General features: G+C 68.8%; 18 protein-coding genes. 10 read left to right on the forward strand and 8 right to left on the reverse strand.

Translation table 11 applies throughout. From position 1 onward, the window contains the following. Window positions 1-70 precede the first annotated feature (70 nt). Window positions 71-715: a hypothetical protein gene (locus ND450_RS18505; RefSeq protein WP_253327318.1), complete on the forward strand. Its 645-nt coding sequence runs from the start codon at window positions 71-73 to the stop codon at window positions 713-715. Between the two features lie 179 nt (window positions 716-894). Here the strand turns inward: ND450_RS18505 and ND450_RS18510 are convergent, their stop codons facing one another. Both ND450_RS18510 and ND450_RS18515 read right to left on the reverse strand, forming a co-directional pair. Next, window positions 895-1,566, reverse strand: coding sequence for a fibronectin type III domain-containing protein (locus ND450_RS18510; protein ID WP_253327319.1), 672 nt, complete (start codon window positions 1,564-1,566; stop codon window positions 895-897). Then, on the reverse strand, window positions 1,563-2,165 hold the full coding sequence (locus tag ND450_RS18515; RefSeq protein WP_089919179.1) for a hypothetical protein: 603 nt from the start codon (window positions 2,163-2,165) through the stop codon (window positions 1,563-1,565). The genes ND450_RS18510 and ND450_RS18515 overlap by 4 nt, the downstream gene beginning before the upstream one ends. Before the next feature lie 80 nt (window positions 2,166-2,245). Here ND450_RS18515 and ND450_RS18520 point away from each other — a divergent pair, with 80 nt between their 5' ends. Continuing rightward, window positions 2,246-3,133 (forward strand): LysR family transcriptional regulator, encoded by an 888-nt coding sequence (locus ND450_RS18520; protein WP_256557534.1) that lies wholly within the window; start codon window positions 2,246-2,248, stop codon window positions 3,131-3,133. Here ND450_RS18520 and ND450_RS18525 read toward each other — a convergent pair. Further along, window positions 3,036-3,899 carry a DMT family transporter gene (locus ND450_RS18525; RefSeq protein ID WP_253327321.1) on the reverse strand — a complete coding sequence of 288 codons (864 nt, stop codon included), beginning with the start codon at window positions 3,897-3,899 and terminating at the stop codon, window positions 3,036-3,038. The two genes, ND450_RS18520 and ND450_RS18525, sit on opposite strands and share 98 nt — an antisense overlap. A gap of 93 nt (window positions 3,900-3,992) precedes the next feature. Here ND450_RS18525 and ND450_RS18530 point away from each other — a divergent pair, with 93 nt between their 5' ends. Next, window positions 3,993-4,901 carry an RluA family pseudouridine synthase gene (locus ND450_RS18530; protein ID WP_253327322.1) on the forward strand — a complete coding sequence of 303 codons (909 nt, stop codon included), beginning with the start codon at window positions 3,993-3,995 and terminating at the stop codon, window positions 4,899-4,901. Here ND450_RS18530 and ND450_RS18535 read toward each other — a convergent pair. Together ND450_RS18535 and ND450_RS18540 are read right to left on the reverse strand one after the other, a co-directional pair. Then, window positions 4,896-5,303 (reverse strand): hypothetical protein, encoded by a 408-nt coding sequence (locus ND450_RS18535; protein ID WP_253327323.1) that lies wholly within the window; start codon window positions 5,301-5,303, stop codon window positions 4,896-4,898. The genes ND450_RS18530 and ND450_RS18535 overlap by 6 nt on opposite strands. A gap of 220 nt (window positions 5,304-5,523) precedes the next feature. Then, the gene (locus ND450_RS18540; protein WP_253327324.1) at window positions 5,524-8,718 is read right to left on the reverse strand and encodes a GH92 family glycosyl hydrolase; all 3,195 of its coding nucleotides are present in this window, start codon (window positions 8,716-8,718) and stop codon (window positions 5,524-5,526) included. A gap of 140 nt (window positions 8,719-8,858) precedes the next feature. Between ND450_RS18540 and ND450_RS18545 the strand changes: the two genes are divergently transcribed. The 4 genes from ND450_RS18545 (at window position 8,859) to ND450_RS18560 (ending at window position 11,910) form a co-directional block, all read left to right on the forward strand. Next, the gene (locus tag ND450_RS18545; protein ID WP_253327325.1) at window positions 8,859-9,242 is read left to right on the forward strand and encodes a VOC family protein; all 384 of its coding nucleotides are present in this window, start codon (window positions 8,859-8,861) and stop codon (window positions 9,240-9,242) included. A 119-nt stretch (window positions 9,243-9,361) separates the two neighbouring features. Beyond that, on the forward strand, window positions 9,362-10,051 hold the full coding sequence (locus tag ND450_RS18550) for a chitinase (protein WP_253327326.1): 690 nt from the start codon (window positions 9,362-9,364) through the stop codon (window positions 10,049-10,051). Between the two features lie 153 nt (window positions 10,052-10,204). After that, window positions 10,205-11,227 carry a glycoside hydrolase family 19 protein gene (locus ND450_RS18555; protein ID WP_253327327.1) on the forward strand — a complete coding sequence of 341 codons (1,023 nt, stop codon included), beginning with the start codon at window positions 10,205-10,207 and terminating at the stop codon, window positions 11,225-11,227. 200 nt (window positions 11,228-11,427) lie between these two features. After that, complete coding sequence (locus ND450_RS18560) at window positions 11,428-11,910, forward strand: DinB family protein (protein WP_253327328.1); 483 nt, start codon at window positions 11,428-11,430, stop codon at window positions 11,908-11,910. 10 nt (window positions 11,911-11,920) lie between these two features. Here the strand turns inward: ND450_RS18560 and ND450_RS18565 are convergent, their stop codons facing one another. Next, complete coding sequence (locus tag ND450_RS18565; protein WP_253320933.1) at window positions 11,921-12,889, reverse strand: IS481 family transposase; 969 nt, start codon at window positions 12,887-12,889, stop codon at window positions 11,921-11,923. 104 nt (window positions 12,890-12,993) lie between these two features. After that, window positions 12,994-13,239 (reverse strand): mycoredoxin, encoded by a 246-nt coding sequence (locus tag ND450_RS18570; RefSeq protein ID WP_089919660.1) that lies wholly within the window; start codon window positions 13,237-13,239, stop codon window positions 12,994-12,996. A 295-nt stretch (window positions 13,240-13,534) separates the two neighbouring features. Here ND450_RS18570 and ND450_RS18575 point away from each other — a divergent pair, with 295 nt between their 5' ends. The 3 genes from ND450_RS18575 to ND450_RS18585 all read left to right on the forward strand — a co-directional run bounded on the left by ND450_RS18575 (window position 13,535) and on the right by ND450_RS18585 (window position 16,193). Further along, entirely contained in the window at window positions 13,535-14,158 is a 624-nt protein-coding gene (locus tag ND450_RS18575) for a DUF4360 domain-containing protein (protein WP_253327329.1), read from the forward strand. Window positions 14,159-14,220: 62 nt separating this feature from the next. Continuing rightward, window positions 14,221-14,865: a DUF4360 domain-containing protein gene (locus ND450_RS18580; protein WP_253327330.1), complete on the forward strand. Its 645-nt coding sequence runs from the start codon at window positions 14,221-14,223 to the stop codon at window positions 14,863-14,865. A 92-nt stretch (window positions 14,866-14,957) separates the two neighbouring features. Then, complete coding sequence (locus ND450_RS18585) at window positions 14,958-16,193, forward strand: hypothetical protein (protein WP_253327331.1); 1,236 nt, start codon at window positions 14,958-14,960, stop codon at window positions 16,191-16,193. Here ND450_RS18585 and ilvA read toward each other — a convergent pair. Then, the gene (gene ilvA / locus ND450_RS18590; protein ID WP_089919204.1) at window positions 16,190-17,425 is read right to left on the reverse strand and encodes a threonine ammonia-lyase IlvA; all 1,236 of its coding nucleotides are present in this window, start codon (window positions 17,423-17,425) and stop codon (window positions 16,190-16,192) included. The genes ND450_RS18585 and ilvA overlap by 4 nt on opposite strands. Window positions 17,426-17,429 lie beyond the last annotated feature (4 nt).

Here is a 17,429-nt window from a genome sequence, read left to right on the forward strand (position 1 = left end):
GAGGTCTGACAGTTTTGAAAACCGAATGGCGTTACCCCGAACCGACCAACGCGTAAGGCAGAGTGGACGCATGGAGATCCCCGGCATGGGACTTGCCAAGCAGGCGCTCAACACCGCGCTCGACACGACAGCGGCCGTCGCGGCCGTCCCGAGCCGCGTGCTGGACCTGATCGGCGAGGTCGAGCAGCTCGTCCGCAAGGTGAACGGCACGATCGACGCCGTCGACGGCGTCGTGCGCAGGGCCGACGAACTGGTCGACCGCACGGCGAACGTCGTGTCGGACGCCGAGAAGGCGGTCGTCGAGGTCCGCGCGATCACGGCGAGCGCGAGCGACGTCGCCGAACGGGCGGGCCTGGTGGTCACGACGGCCGGCCACACCGCGGACACGGCCAACGAGCTGATCGGCATCTACGAACCGATCGCGAAGCAGGCCCAGCCGCTCGCGAAGCGGTTCGTGGACGAGCTGTCGCCGCACGAGGTCGAGGCCGCGATCAAGCTGGTCGACGAGCTGCCGGTGCTCACGGAGCACCTGACCAGCGACATCCTGCCGATCCTCGCGACCCTGGACAAGGTCGGCCCGGAGGTCCACCAGCTGCTCGAGGTCACGAGCGACATGCGCCAGGCGATCCTCGGCATCCCCGGGTTCGGGTTCATGCGCCGCCGCGGCGAGAAAAAAGAGGAAGAAGAAGGTGTGAGGGAGCTCGATAACGGGTAACCCGGCCGCCATGACGGCCCGCACGCACGACGACAACCTCACCTGGTGGCTGCTCAGCGGCGTTTTCGGACTCCTGTCCGCGACCAACGTCCTGCTGGCGATCACCGAACGCACGACATGGCCCTACGCGCTCGCGGCGATGCTTTTCGCCGCGAGCGCGTGGTGCGCGAGACAGGCGCTCAGACCTTTCCCGTCGTCTGGTGCGTCAGGTTCGACGGCGCGCCGAACCGGAACGCCCGCACCCGATAGGTCGCGGTTTTCTCGTCTGGGAGTGTGATCACCCCGTACGCCGTGGTGTCCGGGTCGAGCTGCACGGCGACCCGGTAGTCCGCCGCGCCCGCGGGCCGCACCTCGATGAGGTACCCGTCCTCGTCCGACGCCCTGTCCTGCCAGGTGAACAGGATGCCGTTGGCGTGCTTCACCTCGGCCCGCAGACCCGACGCCGCCGCCTCGGGTGAGGCCACCGATGTCTTCCCGCCGCCGGCCTTCACCGGCGCGGTCCAGTCGGGCCCCTCGATCTCCGGCACGTCGTCGCCAGGGGGCAGCGCGACGTCCACCGCGGCCGACGCGGTGCCCGTGAACGGCCGGACCCGGTAGTAGAACCGGGTTTCCGGGATCAGGTCCGGGTGCCGGAAGGTGTCCTTCGCCGGGCCGGCGAACTCCAGGATCGTGTACTCGCCGTCCGCCGCGTTCGCGTACTCGACGACCTGCCCGGCCGACCCCGCCTCCGGACGCCAGTGCAGCGTCACGTCGACGGGCGAGGTCAGCTCGGACGTCAGCACGGGGTCCCGCTGTTCCTGGCCGCAGGCAGCCAGGAACAGCAGTCCCACCAGGGCGAATCGCCCGATCACTTGCGCCAGAACTTGATGTTGCTCCACACGACAGTGGCCGGGCCCTGGCCGCTGGACGTCCGATACGCGCCGAACTTGTCGTAGAAGCTCGTACCCGAACTCGCGTAGGTGTGCGCACGCGAGCCGTTGATGTACGTGCGGTGTTCGGTGGCCGTGTTGTGCACGGTGTTCACGCGCACGGTGGTGCCCACGGTCGCGCCGGTGGCGATGGTGTCGCCCCCGTGCACGGCGTAGAGACGGCCGCCGCGCTCCACGGCGAGCATCCAGAACGGTCCCGCGCTGGGGGCCTCCCGGAACGTCTGCTTGAGACTGACGCGGGTGCCGCCGAGACTCGTGATCCGGAAGCTCCCCTCGAACTGGCGCGTGCCGCCGGTGTAAGTGGCGTAACGCCGCTCGGCACGCTGGTCACCGCTCGCGGTGGAGCAGGTGAGCTGGAACGTCAGGTTGCTGACCGTGCCGCAGCCGCGTTCCTGGACGGTGAACGACGGTGAGTAGCTGGTCCACGGACCGGTTTCGACCTGGGCCTGTGCCGGGGCGACCGACACGAGCAGACCGGTTGCCAGCGCGATCCCCGCGGCGATGCGGAGTCGTTTGGACATACCGATACCTCCTCAAAGCGTGCTGAGGGCAGCACGTTTTCTCAGGGGGCGGTAGCGGGAGCGTAGCCGATAATGATCGGATGTTCGACCTCCACCGTCTGCGTTTGCTTCGCGAACTTTCCCGAAGGGGAACCCTCGCCGCCGTGGCGCAGGCGCTGAACTACAGCCCGTCGTCGGTGTCGCAACAGCTGTCGTTGCTGGAGACGGAGGTCGGCGTACCCCTGCTGGAACCGGTCGGCCGGCGCGTGAAGCTCACCCCGCAGGCCGAGATCCTGGTGCGGCACACCGAGGAGGTCCTCACCCGGCTCGACCAGGCCGAGTCCGAGGTCGCCGCCTCGCTGCACGAGATCACCGGCACGCTGCGGGTGGCGACGTTCCAGACCGCGGCGCTCGCGCTGATCCCGGCGACGTTCGCGCGCATGAGGGACGAGCACCCGTCGCTGCGGATCGAGTTCCAGGTGCTCGACCCGGCGGAAGCGCTTTCCGCGTTGAACGCCAGGGACTTCGACCTCGTCTTCGTGGAGGAGTGGCCGGACCAGCCGGAGGCGCGGTTCAGCGGGCTGGAGTACCGGGAACTGACCCGGGACCCGATCCGGCTGGCCGTCCCGCGTGGACTGCCGGTGGACGAGATCGGCTCCTACCCGTGGATCATGGAGACGGAAGGCTTCCCGCAGCGGATCTTCAACGTGAACTGGTGCCGCCACAACGGTTTCGAGCCGGACGTGCGCTTCTCCTCGACCGACGTGCTGGTGAAGCTGCGGTTCGTGGAACGGGGTCTCGCGGTCGCGTTGCTGCCGGACCTGGTCTGGTACGACCGCGAGATCACCGTCGACCTGCACGAGCTGCCGGAACCGAAGTCCCGGCTGCTGTTCACTGCGGCACGGGCAGGACGAGGTCAGCATCCGGCCGTGCGGGCGTTTCGCGAGGCGCTGGCGCTTTCCGTAGCGCCGCTCCGACCCCGGCCGTGATCACCAGGGCCATGCCGAGCAGCGAGATCGGGCTCAGGTGCTGGCCGAGCAGCAACGCCCCGGCGAGCGCGGCCGCGGCGGGTTCGAGCGCGAGCACGACGCCGAACGTGCTGGGCTGCAAGGTCTTCAGGGCGCGGATCTCCAGGGTGTACGGGATCGCGGACGCGAGCAGCGCCACCAGCGTGCCGAGCAGCAGCATCCTGGGCTCGAACAACGCGGCGCCGGCCGTCGACAGCCCGTACGGCAACGTGAGCGCCGCCGCGATCAGGCTCGCGCCCGCCAGCCCACCGGTGCCGAGCCCGGCCGTCGCGACCTTCCGCCCCGCGAGCACGTAACAGGCCCAGAACGCGGCCGCGATCAAGGCGAGCAGCACCCCGACCAGGTCGAGCCTCGCGCCGGTGTACTCCCGCACGCCCAGGACGACCACGCCGACGAGCGCCAGACCGACCCACACGAAGTCCCGCGGCCTCCTGCTCAGCACGGCCGCGAGGCCGAGCGGCCCGAGGAACTCGATCGTCACGGCCACGCCGAGCGGGATCCGGTCGAGCGCGAGGTAGAACGTGCCGTTCATGCCGGCCATGGTCATCCCGAGCACGAGCGTCTCCTGCCGGAACTTCGGCCGCACGACCACAGCCAGCATCAACGCCGCGATGCCCAGCCTCAGCGCCGTGGCGCCGGGCGCGCCGATCTGGCCGAAGAGCTGGTTCGCGAACGCCGCGCCGAACTGCAGTGAGATGACCGAGCCGAGGACGAGGAAGACCGACATGCCGCCAGTCTTCGTCCTGTCCTCCGTTCAGTACAGCGAATGTTTCTGAGCGATGTCGTTCGGTTTTCCCGACGATTTAGACTGACCGGTGCGATGAGACGCAAACCCTCCTCCCCTCTTCCGCAGCGCGCCGGCCTGGACGCGGCGCGGCTCAAGCTACCCTCCGAGGGCGCCTGGTCGTCGTTGCGCGACCACCTGGTCGAACGACTGCCGCGCGTGGCCGCCGCACGGATCGACGAGATGCTGGCGGAGGAACGGATCTGGGGTGTCTCCGGGCCGTTGGGCCTCGACTCGCCGTTCGTGCCCGACTCCTACATCTGGTTCCACCGCGACCTGCCGGTCGAGGTGCCGGTGCCGTTCGAGGTCGGGGTCGTGCACCAGGACGACGACATCGTGGTCGCCGACAAGCCGCACTTCCTCGCGACGATCCCGCGCGGGCAGCACATCATGCAGACGGCGCTGGTGAGGCTCCGCGACTCGCTGGGTCTGCCCGACCTCTCCCCCGCGCACCGCCTGGACCGCGTCACGGCCGGTCTGGTGCTGTTCGTCGTGCGCCGCGAGCTGCGCGGCAAGTACCAGACGATGTTCCGCGACCGGGTGGTGCGCAAGGAGTACGAGGCGATCGCGCCGTACGACCCGGCGCTGGAGCTGCCGCGCGTGGTGCGGTCGCGGATCGTCAAGGAGCGCGGCATCATCACCGCGTTCGAGGTGGAGGGCGAGCCCAACGCCGAGACCCACGTGTCCCTTGTGGAGCATCGCGACGGGCTGGGGCGCTACCGGCTGAAGCCGTTGACAGGGCGCACGCACCAGCTGCGGCTGCACATGTCCGGGCTCGGGGTGCCGATCGTGAACGACGACTTCTACCCGGTGCTGCACGAACGCCCGCTGGACGACTTCTCGTCACCGCTGCAGCTGCTGGCCCGCGACCTGTCCTTCGTGGACCCGGTGTCGGGGGTCGAGAGGTCGTTCACGTCGAGGCTGGAACTCTCCGCCTGGTCATGAGACGTGGGTGCGGCGGGTGTCGATCGGCTGCGGCTCCCAGACCTGGTTCATCCGGTCGAGCAACCGCCGGGCCAGCGCGCTCGTGTCCGGGTGGGTCTCGGTGAACGTCGCCACCACGCGCGCCCGGAACACCAGCCGGCCACGTGCCGTCGTGCTGTACCAGAACCAGTCCTCGCCGACGACCCTGGCGAGGTGGTCGGTGCCGTCCCGTTCCGCGCGCTGCACCAGCGCGTCGCCATGCACGAACCAGCGGACGCACGCGTCTTCGAGCGGAGCCGTGAAGCCGCGTTCCTCGAAGCAGGCCCGTTCGGCCGCTTCGCGCAGCTCGCGGGGCGTCTCGGAGACGGTCGCGCAGGTCGGGAAGCCTATGCGCAGGTAGACGACCCCGGCCGTCCGTTTCACGATCGACCGCCGGCGAGGGCCCCGCCCAGGATCCGCGGCACCACACCGGTTGCTCGGCGAGCTCCAGCGCGGTGATCTCGCGCTCGAACGCCGCCGGGTCCCCGACCACCTGCTCGACGATCCGGTCGCCGTCCGCCCACACCCGCGACCGCACACCGCTGCTGAGGCGCTCCACGCCTCCAGCATCGGGGGTGCCCGCGCACGGGCACCCCCGATCGCCTCACGCGAGCGTCATCGCGTACAGCTCCACCCGCGGGTCGTCCGGCAACGTCACCGAACGGACCGTCTTGGTGGCGTCGAGCCGCAGCGACTGGCCGAACAGCCGGACCGGCGGCCCGTCCACGCCCTGGCCCGCCTTGATGCGGTGCGGCATCTCCAGCACGGCCGAGCCGCCACCGGCCCAGTCCGGCACCGTGGCGGCGACCTCGGCCGAGGTGCCGTCGGTGTACCAGACGGTGAAGGCCGCCGTCACCGGTCCGTTGTGCGACGCACCGACGACGTGCAGCCAGGAGTGCTGGCCGCCGGGGAGCAGGAGCCCCTGCCCGCGCGCCTCGACGAAGTTCGGCGCCGTGCCCGTGGGATCGGGCGCCTGGTAGGTGATGCCGCCCCACGTCACGGGTCCCTTGGCGGGCAGCAGGGCCGCGTCGTAGCTCCAGCCGCCGCCGTCGAAGTTGCCGGACGCCGACTCGGCGACCGTCGCGGTGCCGTCGTGGTTCAGCTCCGGCGCCAGGTCCACCGAGCAGGTCGAGAACGCGCACAGCGCGGCCGGTTTGACCTCGACGACGGCCTTCAGCGCCACCGACTCGACCTGCACCGAGACCTCGTACGACCCGGCGGCGATCCCGGCGGGCAGCGTGAGCGTCAGCGGTACCGTCTTCTGCGTCGGCAGGGACCGCGACACGATCGCGAACGGCTTGGCACCGCTCACCTTCCAGCCCGAGGGAGCCGTGACGACGGGACGCACCGTGGTGGCGCCCGGCGACTGCGCCAGCACGTCCAGCTGCAGCGTCAGCGACGTCGCGGTGTCCCCGGTCGGCACGACGATCTCGGAGTTGCGCAGCGACGCCGACAGCGCGCGGCGCGAGTCCTCGTTGCCCTTGTTCAGCGACGGCGGCTCGTCCCCGCGCCCGGTGCCCCACGACGACGGCTTGGACGAGACCTCGTGGGTCAGCTTGCCGCCGCGCTGCAACGACGACCAAGACAGCCAGGTCTTGCGGACGTCACGGCCGCCGAACGACACGCTCTTGATGTACCGGTTGGTGTCGGACACACCGCGCGCCGAGACGGTGAGCGTTCCGCCCTGCGAGCCGTGCTGTCCGATTCGGACGATCGCGGACTCGAACTGCGGCGAGGACAGCGCGAGGAAGTCCGCGCCGTTGAAGGTCGGGTAGATGCCCAGCGACGAGAAGACGTACCAGGCGGACATGGTGCCCAGGTCGTCGTTGCCCGTCATGCCGTCGGGACCGGTGGTGAACAACGTCATCGCCGCCCGCACGACCGTCGCGGTCTTCGACGGCGTGCCCGCCCAGAGGTACATGTACGGCGCGAGCAGGTCGGGTTCGTTGTTCGGGTTGTAGGTCGGCTTGCCGTAGTAGTCGTACGGCTCGGTGATCCAGTCGCGCTTCGCGGTGCCGGCCGGGTCGGCGAGCAGCTTGTCGTAGACGAAGAACGAGTCGAGCCGCTTCTCCGTCTCCCGCCTGCCGCCCATCAGCGACACCAGGCCGGCCGGGTCCTGCGGCACGAGCCACTGGTACTGGTAGGCGCCGCCCTCGTGGAACTGGTGCGAGGCGTCCACCGGGTTGTACGGCGACAGCCACGTGCCGGCGGTGGTGCGCGGGCGGAACTGGCCGATCGAGGAGTCCCACAGGTTGCGGTACCACTGGCCGCGGTCGGAGAACAGGCGCGCGTCCGCCTTCTTGCCGAGGCCCTCGGCCATCAGTGCGAGCGAGGCGTCGGCGGCCGAGTACTCGAGGGTCGCGGACGCCGGGTGCACGCAGTCGTTGTCACCGCCCTTGTGCGCGCAGTCCTCGCCGAGCTCCAGGCCGGACGGGATGTAGCCGCGGTCGTTGTAGTACTGCACACCGGACCGGCCGTTGTACGGCGACTCGGCGGGAGGCAGCGAGGTGGCGTTGGCGCGCAACAGGGTGTACGTCTCCTCCTCGTAGCCCTTCAACAGTCCCTTGGACCAGGCCTCGACGAGGAACGGGGTGACCGGGTCACCGGTCATGATGTTGGTCTCGGACGACGCCAGCGCCCAGCGCGGCAACCATCCGCCATCGCGTCCGCTGGCCACGACGGACAGTGCGACGTCACGGGCGACCTTCGGCTCCAGGATCTGCAGGAGCTGGTTCTGCGGTCTGTAGGTGTCCCACAGCGAGAAGTTCTGGTACGGCGTGTAACCCGACGCCGTGCGCACCTTCCCGTCGAAGCCCGTGTACTTGCCGTCGACGTCACCGGCGAGGTTCGGGTGCAGCACCGAGTGGTAGAGCGCGGTGTAGAACGCGACCTGGCGATCACGCGGCCCACCAGACACCCTCACGGCGTCCAGCTGCTTCTTCCAGACGTCCTTCGCGCCCGCGACGACACCGTCGAAGTCGTAGGAAGGAGCCTCCGCCGCGAGGTTCTTCCGCGCGCCCTCGATCCCCGTGTACGACAGGCCGAGCTTCAGCACGACGTCCCGGTCCGCGGAGGCGTCGAACGTGACCCACGCGCCGTTCCCGCCCGTCCCGGCCGCGTCACGGACACCCGGCGTGGGCGTGTTCCCGCGCCACGCGCCGAAGGACGCGAACGGGCGGTCGAACGAGGCCGTGAAGTACACGGTGTGCTCGTCCTTGCCCGCGCAGAACCGGCCGTTGCGCACCCGGCCCTCGATGGTCCGGTCGCCGACGACGTGGATCTCGGAGTCGAGCACGGTCTGGTTGGAGCGGCCGGTGTTGAACAGGACGTTCGCCGCACCCGTCGAGGGGAACGTGTAGCGCTGCCAGCCGGTCCGCTGCGTGGCCGTCAGCTCGGCGTTCACCCCGTACCGGGACAGTCCGACGCGGTAGTAGCCGGGCTGCGCGGCTTCGTCCGAATGGCTGAAGTCGGACTTGTACCCGTTGATGTCAACGTTGTCGACGGCCCCGACGGTCGGCATGACGGGCAGCTCGCCCATGACGCCGCACCCGACGCCCGACAGGTGGGTCTGCGAGAAGCCGTAGAGGGAGGTGGCCTTGTAGTCGTATCCGCCCTGACCACCCGTGTCAGGGCTGACCTGCACCATCCCGAACGGCACCGAGGCGCCGGGGAAGGTGTTGCCGAAGTTCTGCGTCCCCACGAAGGGGTTCACCAGGGACGAGGGGTCCTCGTCCGCCTGAGCCGCTTGCGCAGGGACTGTTAACCCTAGTAACAGCCCGACTACAACCAGTGTCCGCATGAAGGGCAGTATTGCCTGCCGGTCGCCGTATCGACACCCGTCGGACGTGGGCGATGCGCGATGTTGCTGATTCCTGTCGCATTTTGTCAGCGGCCACCTGACCCCAGCACGCGTCCAGCCTCCTGCGGTAAGCAGGTGTCATGCCCGTTCAGCTCAACCACACCATCGTCCACTCGACCGACCAGGAGCGCTCCGCGCGCTTTCTCACCGGCCTGCTCGGCCTGCCGGAGCCGGTGCGCTTCGGCCCGTTCCTCGTCGTGGAGGTCGCGAACGGCGTCTCCCTCGACTACGTGACCGTCTCCGGCCCGATCGCCGAGCAGCACTACGCGTTCCTGGTGACCGAGGACGAGTTCGACCAGATCTTCGGCCGCATCCAGGAGCAGCGGATCGAGTACTGGGCCGACCCGTTCCACAGCAGGCCCGGCGAGATCAACCGCAACGACGGCGGGCGCGGCGTCTACTGGCAGGACCCCGACGGCCACAACCTCGAGATCATCACTCGCCCGTACGGCTCCGGAGCCTGACGAACCGGTTCACGTATCTAAAAGGTATAGACCACCTCTTGTGCTCGGAGCATCCTGCCTGCCACCGTGAGAGCGGTAACACACAGTGGGCGCGCAGATGCTCCGAGGAGTTGGTCCCCATGTTCGGAACACGCGCCGCCGCCCTGATCGTCGCGCTGATCGGCGTCTTCACGCTCGCTCAGCCGGCGACGGCGGCGCCGTTCATCGTCACCGAAGCGCAGTTCAACCAGATGTTCCCGTCCCGCAACGGCTTCTACACCTACAGCGGCCTGAAGAACGCGATGAACTCGTTCGGTTCCTTCGCGAACCAGGGCAGCGACACGGTGAAAAAGCAGGAGCTCGCGGCGTTCCTCGCCAACGTCTCCCACGAGACCGGCGGACTCGTCCACATCCGGGAAATCAACCAGAGCGGCGACTACTGCGACGAAAGCCAGTCCTACGGCTGTCCCGCGGGCACCAGGGCCTACTACGGCCGCGGCCCGATCCAGTTGTCGTGGAACTTCAACTACAAGGCCGCGGGCGACTACCTCGGCCTCAACCTGCTGAGCAACCCGGACCAGGTGGCCACGAACGCGACGACGTCGTGGAAGACGGCGATCTGGTACTGGATGACGCAGAGCGGCCCCGGCACGATGACGCCGCACAACGCGATGGTCAACTCGCGCGGCTTCGGCCAGACGATCCGCAGCATCAACGGATCCCTCGAGTGCGACGGCCGCAACCCCGGCACGGTGCAGAGCCGCGTCTCGAAGTACCAGCAGTTCACCGGGATCATCAAGGTGGCACAGGGTTCGAACCTGTACTGCTGACGGAGCAGAACAGGTCTAGACCCTTGACTGGTCTGGACCACTGATGCCAATCTCAGCACTGTTCACATCCTTGATTCCTCGGACGCAACAAGACTCCAGGAGTGGGTGACCTTGCTGAAAAAACGCATCTTGGCGTCTCTCGCGGCGGGTGTGATGGCGGCTTCTCTGGCCGTCATCGCACCGACCGCGTCCTCGCAAGCTGAAGTGTCCGCGCAGGCCTGCACCTTCACGGACTGGGTTCAGGGACAGTGGTACACCGCCGGGTCGATCGTGAGATTCGAAGGCAACTACTACGTCGCTGAGCACGACAACCCGGGCTACAGCCCGACGGTCTCCACCTGGTACTGGGAACCGACGGGCTGCGACGGTGGTGGAGGTGGCGGCGGCGGCACCTGCACCAGCGCCACCGACTGGGTCGCGGGACGGCAGTACTACACCGGCAACATCGTGCGCTACAACGGTTCCTACTACATCGCCGAGCACGACAACCCCGGTTACGACCCGACGATCTCCACGTGGTTCTGGGAGCCGCACAACTGCGGCGGTGGCGGCAACCCCGGCACCGGCTTCCCCATCAGCGAGTCCCAGTTCAACAGCTTGTTCTCCGGTCGCAACAGCTTCTACACCTACCAGGGCTTCGTCGACGCGGCACGCACCATCCCCGCGTTCGGCACGTCCGGCAGCGACACGGTGAAGAAGCAGGAAGTCGCGGCGTTCCTCGCGAACACCGCGCACGAGACCGGCAACTTCGTCTACATCGAAGAGATCAACAAGAACAACGACCTCTGCGACGAGAGCCAGCCCTACGGCTGCCCGGCCGGCACCTACGCCTACTACGGCCGCGGTCCGATCCAGCTGTCGTGGAACTTCAACTACAAGGCCGCGGGCGACTACCTCGGCCTCAACCTGCTGCAGAACCCGTACCAGGTGGCGCAGAACTCCACGACCGCGTGGCGGACGGCGATCTGGTACTGGATGACGCAGCGCGGCCCCGGCTCGATGACCGCGCACGACGCGATGGTCAACAGCGCCGGATTCGGCCAGACGATCCGCAGCATCAACGGTTCCCTGGAGTGCGACGGCCGCAACCCGGCGCAGGTCCAGAGCCGCGTCTCGAACTACCAGCGGATCACCGGGGTCATCGGTGTGACGCCGGGCGGAAACCTGTCCTGCTAGTGGCGCGCCCCAGGAGGTCGGCGAGGTGATCCACGCTCAGCAGGGCGCCTCGCGGCACCGCCCCCACGCCCCCGTACCACCAGTACGAGGACGTGGGGGCGGCACCACGATCCACCCGTCTGACCGCGAATCCCCCCGGCAACCTCCTGCGCCACACCACCAGGACCCGAGCTGTCCTACTTCGGTCCTGGCTTCACCCCATGACCGAAGAGCTCGAAGAACTGCTGCACGAACTGAACGACCAGCGCGGGACCTTCCGCATCACGGTGCGGGGTCTCACCGCGGCAGACGCGGTGAAGCGCACGACGGTCAGCGAGCTCACCTCGGGCGGGTTGCTCAACCACCTCGTCCAAGGTGAGCGCGGCTGGACGCACATCATCACCGAGCAGCCCCTGCCCCCGCCCGGAATGCTGGACGAGAGCCAGTACGTCTGGACGGGCAACGACTTCGAGGCGCTGCTCACCGCATACGACGAGGCGGCGCGCGCGACCGATCAGGCCGTGCGCACCGCCTCGTTGCACAAGCTCGTCCCGCTGCCCAGCGCTCCCTGGGATCCCGACCCGCGGCCCATGTCGGTCCGGCGGATCGTGCTGCACCTGATGCGGGAGACCGCGCAGCACGCGGGTCACGCCGACATCATCCGGGAAGCACTCGACGGTCAGTCGACCACGGCGCTGCTCTAGGTGTACTTGGTCATGAGGTTGGTGACTGAACGCGGCTGATGGGTGGGTGCCCGTTGAGTGCGTGGTGACCGCGTTCAGTGTTGTAGTGGTTGAGCCAGGGCGCCAGCGCTGCGGTGCGGGCGTCGTTGTCCAGGAAGATTTCGCGGTAGGCCCACTCGGTTTGCAGGGTGCGGTTGAGGCGCTCGACTTTGCCGTTCTGCCAGGGGCAATGTGGCTTGATGGTCTTGTGGCGGGCGCCGATCGCCGCGATCGCGGCGGCGAAGTCGCGGGAGATCAGATAGTTCTTGGCGTTATCGGTCAGGACTCGGTGAACACGTGGGATGCCTTGCTCGGCGAACCAGGCTGTGGCGCGGAGCAGGAACCCGGCGCAGGTGGTGCCGCGTTCGTCGGCGAGGACTTCGGCGTAGGCGAGCCGGGAGTGGTCGTCGATGGCGGCGTGGACGTAGTCGTAGCCCAGGCCGCGGCGGGAGCCGGGACGCAGGCCGCGGCCGTGAGCGCGCCAGCCGCCTCCGGGCGGGATCTTGCCGATCTTTTTGACGTCGAGGTGGATCAGGTCACCTGGCTGCGGGTGTTCGTAGCGGCGGGTGGTGTGTCGGCTGGCGCGGATGCGTTGCCCGGTCAGCGGATCGCACTCGGCCAGCCTCGGCACGCCATACCGGGCCAGTACCCGCGACACAGTGCGAGCGGGTACGCCGGTGCGGGCGCTGATCCGGGCCGGTCCGCACCGCAGCTCGCTGCGTGCCGTCACGATCTGCTGCTCCGTTCGAGCCGATGTCCGCGACGGTATGTGATGCGGTCGGCTGGACCGATCGGCCAGGCCGGCGGCGCCTTCGTCACGGAATCGGCGGACCCAGCGGTGCGCGCACTGCCGTGACACACCGAGCTCTTTGGCCACGTGGGCGACCGGTCTGCCCGCGGCGACCCTGGAAACCAGGACCAGGCGTCCGTGCACAGTCAGGCGGGCGTTAGCGTGTGCCATCGAGGCCTCCGGCTGTGGTGACTGACTTCGCAATCACCACCGCACCGGAGGCCTCACCCATGATCAAGCCAACACACCGTCACCAACGTGTTGGCCAAGTACATCTAGGCCGCGAGCTGTTCCTTCACCTGCGCCAGCGACGGGTTGGTGAGCGCCGCGCCGTTCGGGAAGTGGACGGTCGGCACCGTGCGGTTGCCACCGTTCACGCTCATCACGAAGTCGGCCGCACCCGGCGTCTCCTCGATGTTGATCTCGACGTACTCGATGCCTTCGCGGTCGAGCGAGCTCTTCAGGATGCGGCAGTAGCCGCACCACGAGGTCGAGTAGACGGTCAGCTGGTCGGGAGCCATCAGGCGCACTCCTCGTCGGGGTCGGACGGTGTCACCGTGGTCAACGCCGTGCGCCGCCCGCTTCTTCCCGCGGCGCCGGACCCGATCGTCAGACAATCGTCAGGTCAATTCCTCCCACCACGGGTGAGCATGGTTCGCGCACGCCCGAAGATTTCGGCCGTGCACTTCGTCGCGCATTCCCCTTTTCACCACCTACTAATTCAGTCACCCAATCGGAGGCCCGCCACCACGCACGGTTTCGGATATCGTCTGAAATCCGCCGCCGCTACCGCAGTACCGATGAGAAAGGCCGGCCATGCTCAAAACAGTGGCGGCTGCTGCCCTCGCGCTGTCCGCGGTGCTCACCGCGCCGGCCGCCCACGCAGCACCCGACGTCCCCGACTTCGTGACGATCGACGTCGTCACCGTCAACGGGTCCGGTTGTCCCGCCGGGACCGCGGCGGTCGCGGCCGCGGACGACCGCACGGCGTTCACGGTGACCTACAGCCAGTACCTCGCGCAGGCCGGCCAGGGCTCGGCGCCCACCGACTTCCGCAAGAACTGCCAGCTCAACATCAGGGTGAGCTACCCGCAGGGCTTCACGTTCGGCATCGCCCAGGCCGACTACCGCGGGTTCGCGAACCTCCAGCAGGGTGCCACCGGCACCGAGAAGGGCAACTACTACTTCCAGGGCATGTCGCAGGGCGCGAGCCGCAGCCACACGTTCACCGGCCCGAAGAGCGACAACTGGCAGGCGACCGACCGCGCGCAGGTCGCGGAAATCGTCTACGCGCCCTGCGGAGAAGTCCGTCACCTGAACATCAACACCGAACTCCGCGTGAACGCCGGAACCGCGTCGAAGGCGAACAGCTTCATGACGATGGATTCCACCGACAGCAGCGTGAGCACGAAGTACCAGTTCTCCTGGAAGCGCTGCTGAGAAAGGCACCGATCACCGCCGCCCGTTCATTTCGTTGAACACCCCCGACGGAAAGGTGCCCCATGCTGAACACACTGGCCGCGGCCGCGCTCGCGATGTCGACGATCGTCTTCCCGCCCGGCGGCGCCCCCGGCGACACGCCTCCGCCGGACCACATCACCATCGACGTCGTGACGATCAACGGCTCCGGCTGCCGGGCGGGAACGGCCGCCGTCGCCGTCAGCCCGGACAACAAGGCGTTCACCGTCACCTACAGCGAGTTCATGGCGCAGGTCGGCCCCCAGGCCCTGCCCACCGACTTCCGCAAGAACTGCCAGCTGAACCTGCGCGTCAACGTGCCGTCCGGCTTCACCTACGGCATCTCCTCGACCGACTACCGCGGCTTCGCGCACCTGGAGCGCGGCGCCACCGCCCTGGAGAAGGCGAACTACTACTTCCAGGGCATGTCGCAGACGGAGTACAAGCAGCACAACTACAAGGGCCCGTTCAGCGACGACTGGCAGGCGACGGACACGACCGACGTGGCCGCCATCGTCTACCACCCGTGCGGTGAGAAGCGGAACTTCAACATCAACACGGAGCTGCGGGTCTCCGCGGGCACGTCGGACAAGAAGCTCACGAGCTTCATCGCGATGGACTCGACCGACGGGTCCATCGAGACGACGTACCACTTCGCCTGGAAGGTCTGCCCTCCCCCGAGGCCGTAGTACCGCGCCAGGTGCCGGGCATCCCGCGAACGGGGTGCCCGGCACGCCCCCGTTCTGGGAAGATCGTCCCCTGACGACCGTCTGGGGGGACGATGAAGCTGCACGCGCTGTCCGGAGTCGACCAAGGACCGGCGTTCCACGCGGCCGTGGACGCGATAGCCGCGGTGGTGCCGAAGCCGCGCTACCCGCACATCCCGGTGTTCCTCGACGACCGGCCGGACTCGTCGGCACGGGTGGACCTGATGCGGCTGGCCGTGCTCGTCGCGCTGGAACGGGTGGGCGGAACCGTCCACCCAGTGCCGGTCACGAACCCCTTCGGGTACCTGCCCGACCACGGCTGGCTGGTGTCCCGGGAGGAGTCGCCTCCCGCCCTCACCTTCCTCAACGACGAGACGATGCCCCGCGAGCGCACCGCGACCGTGGTCGGCGGCCAGGACGGACCCGTCCGCATCACGGTCGGCGAGGCGCGGTTCGAGTTCGACCCTCCGTCCGAAGAGGAGTGCCGCCGACTGCTGGACGCCGGGGCACGCGGGGCGGCGCTGAACTCCCCCGTCTTCCCCGCCGCCGGACCGTCCCTGCTCGCGCGCGGGAACGCGCCGGACGAGATCGTGCTGTGGCGGCTGGGTCTCCCGACCGCCTGGTTCCGGCTGCCCGGCCCGGTGCTGGCTGCCACCTACGTGTCCGAGTCGCACCTGGACGCCCTGATCACGCTGGTCAAGGTCGACGGCGAGCTCTTCGTGCACGTCACCGGCGACGGCGACACCCACCTGGTCAAACTGCGCACCCCGGTCGACTTCGAGGTGGCCGAGCACGACCTGTCGCCGCTCTACCTGCACTGCGTTGAGTTCTGGGACGTCGGCGTCTACTTCCGCCGCGCCGGCGAGTGGTGGTACCTGCGCTGGTCACCGGGGCACGTGCTGCTGGAACCATCGAACTCGAAACTCCACCAGCCCGACAGATTTCCCTTCCACACCAAGCTCGACGGCGCCGGGATCGGATTGCGCGGGACGAGCAGCAGCTACGCGTGGGACCGCGGCACGGCCTGGGAGGTGACGGGCACGGACTGGGAGGACACGCTCATCCCCGTACCGCCCGAGGAGGAGGCGGTGCACCTGACGAAGGCCGGTGGCGGACCGGTGCTGCTCACCCGCGAAGGCGCCGTCGTCCGAGCCCGGACGCGGGACACCGTGCACACCGTCGTCGAGTTCGACGGCCCGGTCCTCTTCCACCACGGACTGCCGTGGGTGGCGGTGCAGCGCTCACCCCACCTGGTCGAGATCATCGACGTCGCGACCGGCGCGGTGCTGCACCGCCTCGACACCGCCTAGATCAGGAACCGGTACGCCGTGGACCCCGGCTCCACCGGCTGGATCCGCAGCGGCGACTCCTTCATCCGTCCCCACAGCAGGTCGTAGTCCTCGCGCCGCCCCAGCTCGATGCACACCAGCGCGGCCCCGGTCTCCCGGTTGTCCCGCTTGACGTACTCGAACCGCACGATGTCGTCGTCCTTGCCCAGCACGTCGTCGAGGAACCGCCGCAGCGCGCCTGGCTCCTGCGGGAACTCCACCAGGAACCAGTGCTTCAACCCGCGGTGGACCATCGAGCGTTCGACGATCTCGGCGTAGCGGGACACGTCGTTGTTGCCACCGGACAACAGGCACACCACGGTCGAGTCGGGGGCGACGGAGATCTCCTCCAGCAGCGCGGCCGAGGCCAGGGCGCCGGCGGGCTCCGCGATGATGCCGTCGATCTGGTACAGCTCCAGCATCTCCGTGCACACCGCACCCTCGGCCACGGTCAGCAGCTCCGCGCCGCTGTCACGCACCAGCGGGAACGTGACCTCGCCCGCACGGCGGACGGCGGCGCCGTCGACGAACGAGTCCACCTCGGGCAGGGTGACCGGGCCGCCCGCCTGGAGCGCGGCGATCATGCTCGCCGCTCCCGCGGGCTCCACGCCGATGATGCGGGTGCGTGGGAAGCGCTCCTTGAACCACGTGCCGACGCCGGAGAGCAGGCCGCCGCCGCCCACGGGCACGACGACCACGTCGGGGGCGCCGCCGAGCTGCTGCACGATCTCGAGGCCCACGGTGCCCTGGCCCGCGACCGTGCGGGCGTCGTCGAAGGCCGGGACGAGCGTGGCGCCCGTGGCCTCCGCGTACTCCTTCGCGAGGGCGGCCGCGTCGTCGTAGGTGTCGCCGTCGACGACCAGCTGGACCATGCCCTGGCCGAGCGCGGAGATGCGGTCGCGCTTCTGGCGCGGGGTGGTCCGCGGCACGTGCACACGGCCCTCGATGCCCAGGCGGCGGCACGCGTAGGCGACGCCCTGGCCGTGGTTGCCCGCCGACGCGCAGACGGCGCCGCCGAACGCGAACTCGGTCTGGCAGAGCAGGTTGAACGCGCCCCGCAGCTTGTAGGAGCGGCCGACCTGGAGGTCCTCGCGCTTGAACCACACGCGGGCGCCGGTCCGCTCGGACAACCGCTGGTTCACCTCGAGCGGCGTGGTGCGTGCGACTCCGCCGAGCCGGGCTGCGGCGGCGGACACCTCATCAGCGAAGGACATGTCA

It is taken from the genome of Lentzea sp. HUAS12 (assembly GCF_024125735.1).
Taxonomy (GTDB): Bacteria; Actinomycetota; Actinomycetes; order Mycobacteriales; family Pseudonocardiaceae; genus Lentzea; species Lentzea albida.